12 protein-coding genes are annotated in these 16,277 nt (G+C 38.9%); 2 read left to right on the forward strand and 10 right to left on the reverse strand.

The window, feature by feature from the left end; genetic code table 11:
- Position 1: 1 nt before the first annotated feature.
- The 7 genes from mnhG to ACFIMU_RS02580 form a co-directional block, all read right to left on the reverse strand.
- Positions 2 to 412, reverse strand: coding sequence for a monovalent cation/H(+) antiporter subunit G (gene mnhG, locus ACFIMU_RS02550; protein WP_375614351.1), 411 nt, complete (start codon positions 410 to 412; stop codon positions 2 to 4).
- Entirely contained in the window at positions 409 to 690 is a 282-nt protein-coding gene (locus ACFIMU_RS02555; RefSeq protein ID WP_375606068.1) for a K+/H+ antiporter subunit F, read from the reverse strand. Before ACFIMU_RS02555 ends, mnhG begins: the two co-directional genes overlap by 4 nt.
- Positions 687 to 1,172, reverse strand: coding sequence for a Na+/H+ antiporter subunit E (locus ACFIMU_RS02560; protein ID WP_375606069.1), 486 nt, complete (start codon positions 1,170 to 1,172; stop codon positions 687 to 689). Before ACFIMU_RS02560 ends, ACFIMU_RS02555 begins: the two co-directional genes overlap by 4 nt.
- Entirely contained in the window at positions 1,169 to 2,791 is a 1,623-nt protein-coding gene (locus ACFIMU_RS02565) for a monovalent cation/H+ antiporter subunit D (protein WP_375606070.1), read from the reverse strand. The genes ACFIMU_RS02560 and ACFIMU_RS02565 overlap by 4 nt, the downstream gene beginning before the upstream one ends.
- On the reverse strand, positions 2,791 to 3,132 hold the full coding sequence (locus ACFIMU_RS02570) for a Na+/H+ antiporter subunit C (protein ID WP_375606071.1): 342 nt from the start codon (positions 3,130 to 3,132) through the stop codon (positions 2,791 to 2,793). Before ACFIMU_RS02570 ends, ACFIMU_RS02565 begins: the two co-directional genes overlap by 1 nt.
- A complete protein-coding gene (locus ACFIMU_RS02575; RefSeq protein WP_375609970.1) occupies positions 3,132 to 6,053 on the reverse strand; it encodes a monovalent cation/H+ antiporter subunit A in 2,922 nt (973 codons plus the stop codon). The genes ACFIMU_RS02570 and ACFIMU_RS02575 overlap by 1 nt, the downstream gene beginning before the upstream one ends.
- Before the next feature lie 227 nt (positions 6,054 to 6,280).
- Positions 6,281 to 6,778 carry a BA14K family protein gene (locus tag ACFIMU_RS02580; protein WP_375696797.1) on the reverse strand — a complete coding sequence of 166 codons (498 nt, stop codon included), beginning with the start codon at positions 6,776 to 6,778 and terminating at the stop codon, positions 6,281 to 6,283.
- A 167-nt stretch (positions 6,779 to 6,945) separates the two neighbouring features.
- Here ACFIMU_RS02580 and ACFIMU_RS02585 point away from each other — a divergent pair, with 167 nt between their 5' ends.
- Both ACFIMU_RS02585 and ACFIMU_RS02590 read left to right on the forward strand, forming a co-directional pair.
- Entirely contained in the window at positions 6,946 to 8,043 is a 1,098-nt protein-coding gene (locus tag ACFIMU_RS02585) for a carboxynorspermidine decarboxylase (protein ID WP_375696822.1), read from the forward strand.
- 53 nt (positions 8,044 to 8,096) lie between these two features.
- Positions 8,097 to 9,335 carry a saccharopine dehydrogenase NADP-binding domain-containing protein gene (locus ACFIMU_RS02590; protein WP_375606074.1) on the forward strand — a complete coding sequence of 413 codons (1,239 nt, stop codon included), beginning with the start codon at positions 8,097 to 8,099 and terminating at the stop codon, positions 9,333 to 9,335.
- Positions 9,336 to 10,450: 1,115 nt separating this feature from the next.
- On the opposite strand, the gene lpdA is transcribed toward ACFIMU_RS02590, so the two are convergent.
- Genes lpdA through ACFIMU_RS02605 form a run of 3 tightly spaced genes read right to left on the reverse strand, consistent with a single transcriptional unit; the run spans position 10,451 to position 16,132 of the window.
- Positions 10,451 to 11,857, reverse strand: coding sequence for a dihydrolipoyl dehydrogenase (lpdA, locus tag ACFIMU_RS02595; RefSeq protein WP_375606075.1), 1,407 nt, complete (start codon positions 11,855 to 11,857; stop codon positions 10,451 to 10,453).
- A 31-nt stretch (positions 11,858 to 11,888) separates the two neighbouring features.
- A complete protein-coding gene (gene odhB / locus ACFIMU_RS02600; RefSeq protein ID WP_375606076.1) occupies positions 11,889 to 13,100 on the reverse strand; it encodes a 2-oxoglutarate dehydrogenase complex dihydrolipoyllysine-residue succinyltransferase in 1,212 nt (403 codons plus the stop codon).
- A gap of 32 nt (positions 13,101 to 13,132) precedes the next feature.
- The gene (locus ACFIMU_RS02605) at positions 13,133 to 16,132 is read right to left on the reverse strand and encodes a 2-oxoglutarate dehydrogenase E1 component (RefSeq protein WP_375606077.1); all 3,000 of its coding nucleotides are present in this window, start codon (positions 16,130 to 16,132) and stop codon (positions 13,133 to 13,135) included.
- Positions 16,133 to 16,277: the final 145 nt, after the last annotated feature.

Genomic DNA, 16,277 nt, shown 5'->3' on the forward strand with positions numbered 1-16,277 from the left:
TTCAAGAACCGCGCTGGCTCTCATCTCTTGATGTTCCTTCTGACGTGGGTAACTTTTCCTCCGTCTGGTGTAATAAAAGAGCCAGCGGTTTTTCTGACTGTTCTTCTGAATGATGTCGATAAGCTGCTGTATGTGAAAGCAACATAGAAGCTACCGGTGCTGTTAAAAACAAAAAAAACATCAGCAAAACTTCATGAAAAACAAAATAATGGTCCACAAATATTGAATAAAGAAATGAAGAAATAAGAATACTACCAACGCCCCAACTCGTACATACTGAAAGCATATGCAAACGCTTATAAAAATTGGAAAAACGCACCAAACCTATCGTTGCGATCAATGTCAATCCAGACCCTAATATTAAGAAAACTGTGATAGCAATAGCAACCACAAGCGATATATCATCTTTCATTCAATAATCTCCCCCCGCATAAGAAATTTCGCCAAAGCGATGCTTGAGACAGATCCCAACAACCCAATAATGAGAGCTGCAACAAAATAAGTGGTTGTTCCTGAACGAATATCGAATGTAAGAAACAAAAGAATAGTGGTTATATAAAGGGCATCCAAACCAACAATTCTATCCTGCGCCCGTGGACCACGAATCAACCGAAACAGCGCAAAAATCACCGCTAAACTTAAAAAAAACTGTGAAAAGAAAAGCCCCCAATAAAGAATCACCATACTCATAAAAAAATCTCCAAAAGCAATTGCTCATACCGTTGTTTGATCAACTGTTTGTAATCATATCCATTTTTTAAATTTAAGACATGAAGCAAAAGTTCACCCTTTTTACTATTATAGGCAACCCAAGCAGTTCCAGGGGTTGCCGAAAGGATGCATGCTAAAATAGCCAAAGCAGTGCGATTATGAAGCAGAAGAGGTACTACAATAAAACCAGATTTCTGCTCTCGAGACCTTTTTGTTAAAACAGACCAAGCCACCGAAACATTTGAGAATATAGAATCTATAAATACTCGAAAAACGAGACGAAAAACCGCACTCCAGCTTTTAATAACAGCCTTCTCCAGCTCCAGAAGCCGTATCATCCAACCACAAAACAAAGCGGTTAAAATCCCTAAAAGCAATTGCCCTAAACTAAAACCATTTAAAATAAGCCACATAAGGACAATGACACCACTGAAAAAAGGGGAAGGACAAAAACGATTCATTTACTCACCTCCCTATTTTCGAGAGAAAAATCCGTTAAAACGCTCCTAATATAGTTTTGAGGTTCATACAAAGTCTTAGCAGTTTCAGACATATAATGACTAACAGGACTGGCTACAATTGTTATAAGAAAACACAAAGCAAGGAGAGCGGCAATAGGCGCAAATTCTATCACTTGCACACGGGGAATACGCCCTTCAAGAGAAACCCAAAAAGTTCGGATACCCGTTCGTGTCAATGCAATCAAAGCCGCAAAACCAGAGAGAGTGACAAAAACTATAAAAAGCCAATCTTGGTAAACCGGTAGAGAGGCAGAAAAATCCTCTCTACTGTGATTTAAAATTGCCATGAACATCATAAATTTAGCAACAAAACCAGAAAAAGGCGGCAATCCAATAATCAAAATGGCACAGATACCAAAACAAGCTCCAAGAATTGCCAAGGTTACTGGAAAATAGATGCCAACTTCATCTTCTTCCTCCTCTTCATCGTCACCATACACCTCCATTGTGACAGCAAGAACATTAGCAGCCACATCTTGACAGCGTTCAACCAACTCTACCAAAAGAAAAAAAGCTCCCAGTGCTAAAGTTGAAGAAACAATATAAAAAAGTGCGCCTGCTGTCAGTGCTGCATTGCCTATCCCGATCGCAGCCAACAATGTACCAGAAGAGACAAGAACGCTATAAGCTGCCAAACGCACCAAAACTTGGCTCGCCAATACCCCAATAAAACCAACAATCATAGTGGCAAGCCCACCATAAAACAAAACCGTATGACCAAAATGGTTAAAATATTCACTTTCAGGACCAAACCATAGCAACGTTAAACGTAAGATAATATAAATACCAACCTTGCTCAAAATTGCAAAAGAAGCTCCAACAGGCGCTGCTGCTGCACTGTAAGTTGGCACCAACCAAAAATTAAGCGGCCACATACCCGCTTTAAGCAAAAAAGCAATACCTAAAAGTGCAACACCTATTTCGAATAAAACAATATCTGTAGAAGATATATATTTTATTTTAACAGCCAAATCGGCCATATTAAGAGTACCAACGACTCCATAAATGAGCGCTATACCAACTAAAAAAAATAATGAAGCAACAAGATTAACCACAACATAATGCAATCCTGCGCGCACGCGTGTCTGACCAGAACCATGCAAAGCAAGCCCATAGGAAGCCGTTAACATAACTTCAAAAAACACAAATAAATTAAATAAATCGCCAGTCAAAAAAGCACCATTTATCCCCACCATAAAAAATTGCATTAGTGACTGAAAATGAGAGCCAGCTTTGTACCAATGAGCCCGCGCAAAAACCAACACGCTAGTCACCAACAAGCTGGAAAGTAAAAGCATCATAGCGCTTAAGCGATCAAGGACTAAAACAATTCCAAAAGAAGACGGCCAATTACCAAGTCGATAAACATCGCAAGCCGGTGCTATTTCAAGAGTATGTATAATCAATAAAATGGCAGTAACAACCAACAGTCCCGCAGAAGAAAGACTGATGAATGATTTAAGTTTTGCACGACGTTCATCATAAAAAAGAAGAAGTGCTCCAGTGGTTAACGGCAAAAGAATAGGCAAAATAAGGAGATGATGCACTCCTATTTCCATTATTGCACCTCACGTCCATCAACGTGATCAGAACCCGTTAAACCACGTGAAACCAACAAGATAACTAAAAATAAAGCTGTTGTTGCAAAACCAATCACAATCGCAGTTAAAACCAAGGCTTGTGGGAGAGGATCGACATAATTAGCTGGATTAATAACAGTGGTAGAATCAACAATTGGAGCAGCATTACTACGCGGTCTACTCATTGAAAATATAAAAAGATTAACACCATAGGAGATCAAGGACAAACCAAGAATGACTTGAAAAGTACGTGGACGCAAAACAAGCCAAATACCTGATCCGACAAAAACACCGATACCCAAAGAAAGAACAATTTCCATTAATTTTCCTTCTCTTTTAAAATAGGTTTCTTACCGATTCGGTAACTCCGAATTGACTGGTGTGCAAGTGCAATTAAAATGAGAACAGTTGCTCCTAACACAAGAGAAAGCACACCAAAATCAAACAAAAAAGCAGATGCCATGGGAACTTTCCCAATTAACGGAAGATGAATATATCGAAAAAAGGATGTTAAAAAAGGATATCCAAAAAACCAAGAGCCCATCCCCGTTACGACTGACAATAATAAACCAAAGCCTATCCAACGCAAAGGTAAAACTCTCAAATGCGTTTCCACCCACCGAATATCGCGTGCAAGATATTGTAAAATAAATCCTATAGCCAAAGTAATACCACCGACAAATCCACCTCCTGGCAGATCATGCCCTCGCATGAATAAATAAATAGCAAAAGCGATAATAATCGGAAAGAGCCAACCCATAATAACAGCAGGAACAGCTAAATAATTCAATACTGTATCTCCCACATTTCGATTAGGCTGTGCTATATCAAAGGCTTTCTGGATACGTTGTTGAAAAGGCGCATCAATACTCTCAGGCGCAGGACGAAAACGTCGTAAGAGTGCAAAAACAGTAAGGGAAACAACACCCAAAACCACAATTTCTCCCATGGTATCAAAACCACGGAAATCAACCAATAACACATTCACAACATTGCGACCACCAGCATCTGAGTAAGCATGTGTTAGAAAAAAATCAGAAATCGTCGTACCTTGAGGACGTGTCATCACTGCAAAAGAAAGCCATGCTACACCAGCACCTCCTACAAGGGATATGATGAAATCACGGAAACGACGCAAGCGAACCCAAAAATGAACAGCAGCTGGCCCAGGGTCATGCAAACGTTTAGGCAACCACCGTAAACCAAGCAATAATAAAACGACTGTAACAACCTCAACAACCAATTGTGTTATTGCTAAATCAGGAGCAGAAAGCCATAAAAAGGTTGTACAAGTCATCAAACCAGCTCCCCCTAAAAGCATAAGTGAAGCAAGACGATGAAACTTTGCTCGCCAAGCCACTAAAAGCGCACATAATCCGCCAACCAGCCAAAGAGCGAGAAAAGGAATATCAAGTGGAAAAAGCGGTAATGTCCCCACTGGAATGAAACCATCGCACCAAAGTAAAAGACCAACAAAGGCAAAACAGACCCAAAAAATCCAATGCAATTGGATCTGCAAACGGCGTGTTGACAAAGCAGACTCCACCGCACGTGCCCATTTCCAAGAAATAATTACGAGAATGCGTTCAAAAATACGCGGCCCTTTTAAGTGACGGAAAAAAGGAGCCCCATCATCACAGGATAAAAAATAACGATGCCCAACAGCATAGAGCAATCCGCCCCCTAATAATGCAACAAAGCTCATCACTAATGGAGTGTTAAACCCATGCCAAACAGCCAAACTATAAGGAATTGTCATTGGTCCTAAAACAGACACGACCGCATTATCTAAAATAGGTCCTATTGTTAAATTAGGAAAAATACCAACCGCTAAACAAATAAACACCAAAAGCTCCATTGGTAAACGCATGAAATGCGGTGGTTCATGGGGAGTCTTGGGCAAATTGTCAGGCTTTGATCCTAAAAAAACGCCATGAATAAAGCGTATAGAATAGGTCACACTAAACAGACTGGCCAGCGTTGCCACATAAGGTGCAATCCAATCGAGCCATGATTCCATATGCGTTTCAACAGCTTCAGCAAAAAACATCTCTTTCGATAAAAAACCATTCAACAAAGGAACCCCAGCCATCGCTGCACTCGCAACTAAAGCAAGAGTTGCTGTAATAGGCATAGAACGATATAGCCCTGACAGTTTACGCATATCACGTGTTCCCGTCTCGTGATCAATAATGCCAGCAGCCATAAATAAAGAAGCTTTAAAAGTAGCATGATTGGCCATATGAAAGATCGCCGCAACACATGCAAGTGGACTACCAAGACTTAAAAGTGTTGTAATTAATCCAAGATGACTAATAGTCGAGTAAGCAAGCAGTCCTTTCAAGTCTTGCTGAAACATGGAAAAATAGGCACCTAGAAGAAGAGTTGAGAGTCCTGAAAAGCCAACCAGCCAAAACCAAGATTCTGTTCCAGAGAGCACAGGCCATAAACGAACGAGCAAAAACAATCCCGCTTTTACCATTGTTGCCGAATGCAAATAAGCCGATACGGGGGTTGGAGCAGCCATCGCGTTGGGTAGCCAAAAATGAAAAGGAAATTGCGCGCTTTTTGTTAACCCTCCCAATAAAATACAAATAAGGATAGGACTATAAAGAGAACTTAACCGGATCATATCTCCAGACTGTAGCACCTTATCCAAATCAAAACTGCCAACAGTATACCCAATCAATAAAACTCCAATAAAAAGAGCAAAGCCGCCAAAACCTGTGATCGTTAGAGCCATACGCGCACCCTCACGCGCACTTGCATTATGGTACCAATAGCCGATCAGCAAAAAAGAAAAAATACTGGTGAGTTCCCAGAAAACAACCAAAAAGACGAGATTACCTGATAAAACTATTCCTATCATTGATCCCATAAAGGCCAAAAAAAAGGAAAAAAAACGCGGTACAGAATCCGCTGGATCTATGTAATAACGTGAATAAATGACAACAAGCAGCCCAATCCCTGTAATAAGCAAGCAAAAAAGCCACGACAAACCATCTATGCGGAGAATCAAATTGCTTCCCCATTCTGGAAGCCAAGAAATATCTAAACGCACTATGTGGTTTCCACGAACTTCCGGATAAAGCATTATTGTAAAAATAAGACAGAAAAGTGCGACAACCCCAGCAAACCAAGCTTCATTATTTTTTGCTGTCGAACGAAAAAAGCCAATGACAGCACTTCCACCAAAGGGAAGCAAAACGAGCAATACCAACATTGCTTCCCGTGTTGTCATTCTTTAAACTCCATTTTACCTTAATATTTTGTCATCGACAAAACAAAAACTTATATTCTCACCCCCCATTCTACACTTAATGATAATAAGATTTAATAAAACTTAAAAGCATTTAAATTTAAAAAAAACAATGCTTGCATGAAAATACTGCGCACCACACAAGTCTTCTCTTTATTGTAAGAACAATAACGCTCACGACAAGAAGCAATTAAAATTTTATTTAATTTCTATCCTTTAAAAAAGCGTGATAGACACTGCCTACGCCCCCCATGAAAAGGCTGAAAACTATTATCATTTTTATTATAAGAGCGATAACGTACACGGCAAGATTCAATGTGTTGTTTAAGCATCCATGGCTCTTTTTTTTCTAATTTTTCCGAAGAAGACGTTAAAAACACTTTTTTAGCATCTGGTACAACTTTTAATGATGCGCCTTTTGTGCTTAAGTGTGGTGATGTAACAAATGCCACTTCAGGATACCACCAATTATCACTGTATTTACGATAACCACGCCGATAATGACGATAACCTTTGAAACCATTAAGCTCTCTACGCCCCGTAAAAATCAGAGGCACCGAACTATCTAGGACAGAAGTCTGAGTAACCAATTTGGCTTTAGCGTCACTTCTATTTTGCCCCCAATTAACAAAAGTGGTTGTTATAATGAAAAAACTGCTAACAAATACAAAAGCTAAAGCATAATATAATTTTTTTTTCATACTCATAACAAAAAACTCAACATAATAAACAACAGTAATTACAGAAAGCCTTTCTCTTGCTAGACAGAAACAGATTCTTTTCTTAAGACTCTTTTTTCTTGAGACATTCTGTTACTCTTTGTACTAAACGTTGATCTTGGCAATAAGATCCTTCAAAAAAGAATGAATAAATGATGATAAAAACCCCCTATTATCTTATAGACAAATCAAAACTCATCAAAAATATGCAAACGATTTCTCGCTTACGGGAAATATCCGGAGCAAAAGTTTTGCTTGCTTTGAAATGTTTTGCCACATGGAGTGTTTTTGATTTAATGTCTGAGTTTATGGATGGAACTACATCATCATCCCTTTATGAACTTCATTTAGGAAGAGAAAAGTTTGGCAAAGAAACGCATGCCTATTCAGTTGCTTGGGCCGATCATGAAATTGATGAAGCCTGTGGTTATGCAGATAAAATTATCTTTAACTCAATCCAACAACTTCAACGCTTTTCTAATGCAACAAAAACCATTCAACGAGGTCTAAGATTAAATCCAGGAATTAGTGCATCGAATTTTGATCTTGCCAATCCATCCCGCCCTTTTAGTCGCTTAGGAGAAACAAATCAAAGTGCTATTAAAGAAGTCCTGCCTCTCATCAACGGCTTGATGATCCATAATAATTGTGAAAATGCTGATTTTAATCTTTTTAATCAAATGCTTGGGTATATGGAAGAAAAGTTTTCAGAGCTTTTTTCTGCCGTTGACTGGATAAGCCTTGGCGGCGGAATCCATTTTACCGCTGAAAATTATCCTCTAGAAGCTTTCGCAGAACGCTTAAAGCACTTTTCCAAAACTCATGGTGTTACGCTTTTTCTAGAACCAGGAGAAGCCGCGATCACAAAAAGCACCACTCTAGAAGTCAGTGTTCTTGACACATTGTATAATCAAAAGAATCTTGCCATCGTCGACAGCTCAATTGAAGCACATATGCTTGACCTTCTCATTTATCGTGAAAATGCCAAATTAGAACCCAATCAAGGAGAACATGAAATTATGATCTGCGGAAAATCCTGCCTTGCCGGTGATGTTTTTGGAACTTTTCAGTTTCCAAAACCTCTTAAAATAGGGGATAGGCTGTCTTTTCAAGATGCAGCAGGGTATACAATGGTCAAGAAAAACTGGTTTAATGGTGTTACAATGCCTGCTATTGTTCTCAAAGAATGCGATGGCACATTAACACTGCAACGCCAGTTTAGCTATAACGACTATCAGGAAAGTCTTTCATAGAGATAACCATAAAAAACGTCATACAACAGTATTAAAAAGGAGATGAACCTACAATGAAGAAAAATGTTCTCATTATTGGTGCTGGAGGTGTTGCACAAGTTGTTGCACACAAATGTGCTCAAAACAATGATATTCTTGGTGAAATTCATATTGCTTCACGAACACTCAAAAAATGTGAAGCCATCATTTCTTCTATTAAAGAAAAAAACACAATGAAAGAACAAGGTGTTTTCAAAAGCCATTCGCTCAATGCCATGAATGTAGAAGAAACTATAAAGCTCATCCAAAAGACCAAATGCGAAATTGTCATTAATGTTGGTTCTGCTTTTCTTAATATGTCTGTTCTTTCAGCTTGTATTGAAACCAAATGCGCTTATATCGATACCGCAATTCATGAAGACCCATTGAAAATTTGTGAAACACCTCCTTGGTATGGAAATTATGAATGGCCTCGGCGTCCAGAATGTGAAAAAGCTGGTATAACCGCTATTTTAGGAGCAGGTTTTGACCCAGGTGTAGTGAATGCTTATGCAGCATTAGCGCGCGATGATTATTTTGATAAAATCACAGATATTGATATTATTGATATTAATGCCGGAAATCATGGACGTTGGTTTGCTACAAATTTTGATCCAGAAATTAACTTCCGTGAATTTACAGGACAAGTATGGTCGTGGCAAAATAAAAAATGGACTTCCAATAAAATGTTTGAAGTCAGCCATGAATGGGATCTTCCCGTTGTGGGAAAACAAAAAGCCTATATGACAGGACATGATGAAATTCATTCACTTTCCAAAAATCTTGATGTAGAGAATGTCCGTTTCTGGATGGGATTTGGTGATCGTTATATCACTGTTTTTACGGTTCTAAAAAATCTTGGTCTCTTATCTGAACAGCCCATTAAGACAGCAGAAGGACAAGAAGTCGTTCCCTTGAAAGTCGTAAAGGCCGTCTTACCCGACCCTTCCTCTCTCGCCCCAGACTACACAGGAAAAACCTGTATTGGAGATCTTATTAAAGGCGAAAAAGATGGAAAACCGAGAGAAATTTTTATCTATAATATAGCCGATCACAAACAAGCTTTTCATGAAACTGGGGCACAAGGCATTTCCTATACGGCTGGCGTACCAGCAGCCGCAACAGCTCTTCTTATTGCCACAGGTGAATGGGATGTTAAAACTATGGTCAATGTGGAAGAGTTACCACCCCACCCTTTCCTTAAATATCTTGATCATATGGGGCTTCCCACTTTTATAAGAGAACAACAAGAGGATAAAAAATTACAATTTTAATACCTATAGAAAGCATATGCTTAATTTTTTAAGTTATCATAAAACTGCCCAATGAAAACAAACTTAATATTCTCGTGTAATTATGGTTTTCAAAAAAATTTTAGCTATTCGTTATGTTTTGGCAACATTGCGATTTCTTAACAACCGTAAAGAAGAGACATAGCATCTTTTTAAGACATAGCGAGCAATGATCAAGAAAAACAGAGAAGAAAAAACTAATTTAATCACACTGTATAACTTGTCATTATCATCAAAAAGATAGTGTCATAAACAAAAGATATAAAAATACCGCTCTTTTAAAGAAGAGCGGTATTTTGTAGAATATTCAATTCCTCCCTTCTTCATCTTAAATGACAAAGATCCTTAACCTATACCAATCATTAAACAATTCAATTTCTTCGGGTGAATGAATTCCTCTTGGCTTCCCTTTTCATATGATTCATCATCATATATAACATGTTGATTCATAACGCTGAATACTGTAAAATTCTCTTAATCACAAACTCTCTCACATTGAAGCAATTAAAATCTTTTGTCTGCGCATCACAAACAAAGCGAGCGTGTGAGGTAAAATGATAAAAATTCTCTTATGAAAACTCTCAAATAATAAAAAGCTTTAGCAATATTGAGAACTGAAAAAGTGTATTATCAATGTCAGCGTGTACTTTTACTAAACATAAAGATGATGGTGCACAATAGGTCTTATAACAGTTTGAATGAATTTCATATATTTCAAGAGAAACTTTACAGCTATACCATTCACGAGCACCATTGCGAAGTAGATTTGGGCATTTTGAGAGATGTTTTCTTAACACAAAGCACGCAGATAGGCTCAGAATCCTATCTTAAATATTTTATAACAGTATAAAAACTACCCCATATATAAAACTTTACATAGACTAAACACCACCGCTCTAAACGATAGTGCACAACAGAATAATCAATCAAAACTGCACAACAGATATCTAAAACAGTAATTATCGAAAAGCATACAACAAACGGAACACTTCAATACAATTGGTTATATTCTTTTTTAAAGTTTTAAAATGTTGTTGCATGCTTCACAAATATTTTCTGCCCCCCGTACCTTTTAAAATTTACTTTTTAAAAGCTTTTTAAATATGAAGTGGTTTAGCAAATGTTGCCAAAGCTGCCTCACGCACAGCTTCTGATAAGGTAGGATGTGCATGGCAACAACGTCCCAGATCTTCTGATGAACCACCAAATTCCATTAAAACTGCAATTTCATGGATCATTTCACCAGCACCAAATCCAAGAATATGCCCCCCTAATACCCGATCTGTTTTTTTATCAGAAAGGATTTTAACAAACCCATCACTCTTTTGCATTGCACGTGCACGACCATTGGCCATAAAAGGAAATTTGCCAACATTATATTCAATGCCAGCAGTTTTTAGCTCTTCTTCTGTCCTTCCTACACTCGCAATTTCCGGCTGTGTATAAACAACACTAGGAATAACATCAAAATTAACATGCCCTTTTTGACCTGCCAAAATTTCTGCCACAGCAACGCCTTCTTCCTCTGCTTTATGTGCTAGCATTGGTCCTTTTACAACATCACCAATCGCATAAATTCCTGGAACATTCGTCTGCCAATGAGCATCAATTGCAATAAATCCGCGTTCATCTAACTGAATACCAACCTCTTGTAAGCCAAGCCCCTCTGTATAAGGAGAACGTCCAGTAGCAATAAGCACAACATCAGCCTCTAAAGTTTCAGATTCACCACCTTTGACAGATTCAAAGCTCACCTGAGCAGTTGAGCCAGATTGTGTAACAGCTGTTACCTTTGCACCCGTTTTATATTCAATCCCCTGTTTTTCCATTAACTTCTGAAATTGCCGTGAAACTTCACCATCCATTGAGCCCAAAACTTTATTAAGATACTCAATAATGGTCACCTTAGCACCTAAACGGCTCCAAACTGATCCAAGTTCTGAACCAATGACACCAGCACCCACGACAATCATATGCGTTGGTACTTTTTCAAGTGAAAGAGCTCCCGTAGAAGAAACAATAGTCTTTTCATCAATTTCAACATTCACTCCTGGAATGCCTGAACTCTCTGAACCGGTAGCAATAATAATATTTTTTGTTTCAATTGTTTGTTTATTACCATCTCTGGCAACAACTTCCACATGACCCGCACTCAAAATTTTGGCTGTCCCAAAAAAAGTATCAACTTTATTTTTTTTCATCAAAAAAGAAACACCACTCGTATTGGCCGTCACCACAGCTTTCTTATGAACCATCATTTGTTCAAGATTAAGCTTAGATTTACCAATAGAAATACCAAGCGTTTCAAAACCATGCTGGGTTTCAGAAAACACTTCTGAAGCATGCAACAACGCTTTAGAAGGAATACAACCAACGTTGAGACATGTTCCTCCTAATGTTGTACGCTTTTCAATAATTGCTACTTTAAGTCCCAGTTGCGCCGCCTTTATTGCTGCTACATAACCACCTGGACCCGCTCCGATCACAGCCACATCATAAGACATCCGTTTCTCCTTTCATCCTGAAAACTGTATTTTACAAATCAAGAACAAGGCGTTCCGGATCTTCTAAGCTTTCCTTAACACGCACAAGGAAAGTCACAGCTTCTTGCCCATCCACAATACGGTGATCATAAGAAAGCGCTAAATACATCATGGGGCGGATCACAACTTGACCCTCAACAACCATTGCTCGCTCTTTAATCGCATGCATTCCCAAAATACCAGATTGTGGTGCATTCAAAATCGGTGTTGACATCAACGATCCATACACACCACCATTGGTAATGGTAAAAGTTCCGCCCTGCATATCAGAAACGGCTAATTTTCCATCACGCGCAAGACGCCCCAAACGACCAATCTCTTTTTCAATCTCTGCCAATGACATTTGATCTGCATCTCGCACCACTGGAACAACAAGTCCTTTATCCGTTCCAACAGCAATTCCAACATTGACATAGTTTTTGTAAACAATATCTGTCCCATCAATCTCTGCATTAACAGCAGGAAGTTCTTTTAATGCATGACAAACAGCCTTAGTAAAAAACCCCATAAAACCAAGCTTAACACCATGTTTCTTTTCAAAAAGATCCTTATACCGCTTGCGCAAATCCATCACCGCTGACATATCAACCTCATTAAATGTGGTTAACATTGCTGCTACATTTTGTGCATCTTTAAGACGGCGAGCAATTGTTTGACGCAATTTCGTCATACGAACCCGCTCTTCACGTGTTTCTTGGACAGGAGTTGCCGAAGAACTCGTCGCAGAAGAAGAGGGTGTAGGAGCATTTGTACTTTGTTTTAATCCACCAAGAACATCTTCTTTAAGAATTTGTCCACGTTTTCCAGAACCTGAAATATCGCTTTTTGCAACATTATTTTCAGCCATCAATTTTGCTGCTGAAGGAGAAGGAGGCATTGCACTGCTCAAAGCAGGCTTCTCCGATTCAGATGAAGCCGCTGGAACAAGTGTAGCAGAAGGTGAAAGTGATTGGGAGATACCAGCTTCTCCAGCTTTCACCACTCCTAAAAGAGCATTTACTTCAACCGTATCGCCTTCTTTTGCAATGATTTCAGATAATTTCCCAGCAACAGGAGAAGGAACTTCAACGGTTACCTTATCAGTTTCTAATTCAACCAAAGGCTCATCCATAGCGACAGCTTCGCCAAGTTTTTTAAACCATTTGCCAACCGTTGCTTCGGTAACCGATTCGCCCAAAGTAGGAACACGAATTTCAGTAGTCATAATATTTTTCCATACATCAGAGTAGTAATAAATTAAGAACCTAACGCGTCTTTAAGAAACGCAGCCAGTTGTTCAAGGTGTTTCACCATTAACCCAGAGGCCGGTGACGCACTCGCAGGACGTCCTGCATAACGAGCACGTGAATATTGCGCATTAATATGCGTCAAAACCCATTCCAAATAAGGCTCAATAAATGACCAAGCCCCCATGTTTTTTGGTTCCTCTTGGCACCAAAAAACTTCCGCCTGCAAAAAGCGCGACAACACATTCACCAAAACTTTTGCAGGGAAAGGATAAAGCTGTTCAATACGAAGGAGATAAACATCATCAATACCCTTTTTTTCACGTTCTTCATAAAGGTCGTAATAAACCTTACCAGTACAAAGAACGACACGGCGAATCTTATTATCTTTTTGCAACTTAATGACAGAATCTTTGAGACATTCTGCATCATCAAGTAACACACGACAAAAACTTGTTTCTGGCCCCATTTCATTGAGAAGAGAAACAGCTCGCTTATGACGTAAAAGTGATTTCGGTGTCATCAAAATCAATGGCTTACGGAAATCACGCTTAATTTGTCGACGCAAAATATGAAAATAATTTGCAGGGGTTGTACAATTAGCAACCTGCATATTATCTTCCGCACAAAGTTGAAGAAACCGTTCTAAACGTGCAGAAGAATGCTCCGGCCCTTGCCCTTCAAAACCATGAGGCAATAAACACACAAGACCAGACATACGAAGCCACTTACGCTCTGCGGATGAAATAAATTGATCAAAAATGACCTGTGCACCATTAGAAAAATCACCAAATTGTGCTTCCCAAAGTGTTAATCCTCGTGGTTCAGCAAGAGAATATCCATATTCAAAACCAAGAACAGCTTCTTCAGAAAGCATAGAATTAACAACGTCATAAAGTGCTTGCCCCTTTTGTAAATGATTCAAAGGAATATAACGCGCTTCATTTTCTTGGTCATAAAGAACTGAATGACGTTGTGAAAAAGTTCCTCGCTCAACATCTTCACCGGAAAGACGAACCGGTGCTCCTTCCAAACAAAGTGAACCAAAAGCTAAAGCTTCAGCAGTTGCCCAGTCAACACCCTCACCGGTTTCAAAAATTTTAGCACGATTATTTAAAAAACGTTGAATGGTTTTGTGAACGTGAAAATCTGCTGGAATTTCAACAATTTTCTGACCAATTTCCTTTAAAGTTTTTAATTCAACACCAGTTGTTCTAGAATGCTGCTCATCAGAACTACTAAAAGCCTTGAGTCCCGTCCAGCTTCCATCAAGCCAATCAGCCTTATTAGGTTTATAAGAAGCACTTGCTTCAAGTTCACCTTCAAGCTTATCGCGCCATAATTTTTTTTGTTGCTCAATCTCTTCTGAAGTAACCATTCCTTCTTCTACCAATTGGTCACTATAAAGTTGAAGTGTTGTTTTATGATTACGTATTGCTTTATACATAAGCGGCTGCGTAAAGGAAGGTTCATCACCTTCATTATGCCCATAACGGCGATAACAAAACATATCAATAACCACTGGTTTATGAAAAATTTGGCGAAACTCTGTTGCTATTTTGGCAACAAAAACAACTGCCTCAGGATCATCACCATTCACGTGGAAAATTGGTGCGTCAATCATTTTTGCGACATCTGATGGATAAGGCGAAGAACGTGAAAAACGTGGGGATGTTGTAAAACCAATCTGGTTATTGATAATAACATGAAGTGAGCCCGCAACACGATAACCTTTAAGACCTGAAAGACCAAAAGTTTCTTGGATAACGCCTTGTCCTGCAAAAGCAGCATCACCATGAATAAGCAATGGCATCACTTTTGAACGCTCACTTAATGGGAGTAAATCAGTATGCGCAGGTCCCATAAGTTGATCTTGTTTAGCACGTGCTTTTCCCATAACAACCGGATCAACAATCTCAAGATGAGATGGATTGGCCAACAGCGATAAATGAACTTTTTTACCATCAAAGTCCAGATCAGCGGTAGTTCCCAAATGATATTTGACATCACCGGATCCCTCCACATCATCAGGCTTGTAAGATCCCCCTTTGAATTCATGAAAAATAGCCCTATGCGGTTTGGCAAGAACTTGTGAAAGAACATTTAAACGACCACGATGTGCCATTCCTAAAATAACTTCCCTAACCCCCAAAGCACTACCACATTTGATAATCTGTTCAAGAGCGGGAATCAGCGCCTCACCACCATCGAGTCCAAAACGCTTTGTACCTTTATATTTAGTGTCTAAAAACTGTTCGAATCCCTCTGCCTGAATAAGCTTATTCAGAATAGCTTTCTTGTCTTGTTGTGTGAAAGAATTTTTTTTATCTCGCCCTTCAATGCGTTCTTGAAGCCATACTTTCTGAACCGGATCAGAAACATGCATATATTCCACACCGATTGTTGAACAATAGGTACGATTGAGAATCTCAAGCATTTGCGGAATAGTTGCATATTCCAACCCTAAAACATTATCAATAAAAATGGGACGCTCGTAATCAGCTGGAGTAAAACCATAAGCTTCTGGAGAAAGTTCTTTATAATCTTCTTGTTTTTCGGCCAATTGAAGAGGGTCAAGTTGTGCATGAAGATGTCCCCGTTCTCGAAACGCACGAATCATCATAATTGCATGAACAGAATCACGTGTTGCACGAATAATATCTTGTTCACTGGAAGTTTTTCCCTTTTGTGCAACACCTGTTATTGCTTTTTCCTTTAATTTATCGCCAAAATATTTTTCAAGAGAAGACCAATCACCATCAAGAGCAGAAATCAATTCACCCTCTGCTTTTAATGGCCAATGATCACGCTGCCATGTTGCTCCTTCAGCATTTTTAAGAACATCTTCTTTGTTATCATGAAGTCCTTCAAAAAAAGCACGCCACTGTGAATCAACACTGGTAGGATCTTTTTCATATTGAGCATAAAGTTGATCTATATAATCCGCATTCCCACCATAAAGAAATGATGTCTGTGCAAAAAGGCTATTTATTTCGTCCTGCCTTGCCATATACTTCTCCGGAACATTTATTCCGTCTCCTTATATCTCATATCTCTTTTTGATCTTTAAATGCTTACAAACAAGCAGTGATCGAACATTCAAAAAAGTTTTACCTTATTTATACTCAAGCTTTTTCACCTGAATCTAAGAACCT

The sequence above is a fragment of the Bartonella sp. AC70YNML genome, assembly GCF_042196545.1.
In the GTDB taxonomy this organism is placed as follows: Bacteria; Pseudomonadota; Alphaproteobacteria; order Rhizobiales; family Rhizobiaceae; genus Bartonella.

Bases quoted from the DNA above. Each gene is read 5' to 3' on its own strand.
- mnhG (WP_375614351.1), bottom strand. From the start codon at position 412: ATGAAAGATGATATATCGCTTGTGGTTGCTATTGCTATCACAGTTTTC.
- ACFIMU_RS02575 (WP_375609970.1), bottom strand. From the start codon at position 6,053: ATGACAACACGGGAAGCAATGTTGGTATTGCTCGTTTTGCTTCCCTTT.
- ACFIMU_RS02560 (WP_375606069.1), bottom strand. From the start codon at position 1,172: ATGAATCGTTTTTGTCCTTCCCCTTTTTTCAGTGGTGTCATTGTCCTT.
- lpdA (WP_375606075.1), bottom strand. From the start codon at position 11,857: ATGTCTTATGATGTGGCTGTGATCGGAGCGGGTCCAGGTGGTTATGTA.
- ACFIMU_RS02605 (WP_375606077.1), bottom strand. From the start codon at position 16,132: ATGGCAAGGCAGGACGAAATAAATAGCCTTTTTGCACAGACATCATTT.
- ACFIMU_RS02555 (WP_375606068.1), bottom strand. From the start codon at position 690: ATGAGTATGGTGATTCTTTATTGGGGGCTTTTCTTTTCACAGTTTTTT.
- ACFIMU_RS02580 (WP_375696797.1), bottom strand. From the start codon at position 6,778: ATGAGTATGAAAAAAAAATTATATTATGCTTTAGCTTTTGTATTTGTT.
- ACFIMU_RS02565 (WP_375606070.1), bottom strand. From the start codon at position 2,791: ATGGAAATAGGAGTGCATCATCTCCTTATTTTGCCTATTCTTTTGCCG.
- ACFIMU_RS02590 (WP_375606074.1), top strand. From the start codon at position 8,097: ATGAAGAAAAATGTTCTCATTATTGGTGCTGGAGGTGTTGCACAAGTT.
- ACFIMU_RS02570 (WP_375606071.1), bottom strand. From the start codon at position 3,132: ATGGAAATTGTTCTTTCTTTGGGTATCGGTGTTTTTGTCGGATCAGGT.
- ACFIMU_RS02585 (WP_375696822.1), top strand. From the start codon at position 6,946: ATGATAAAAACCCCCTATTATCTTATAGACAAATCAAAACTCATCAAA.
- odhB (WP_375606076.1), bottom strand. From the start codon at position 13,100: ATGACTACTGAAATTCGTGTTCCTACTTTGGGCGAATCGGTTACCGAA.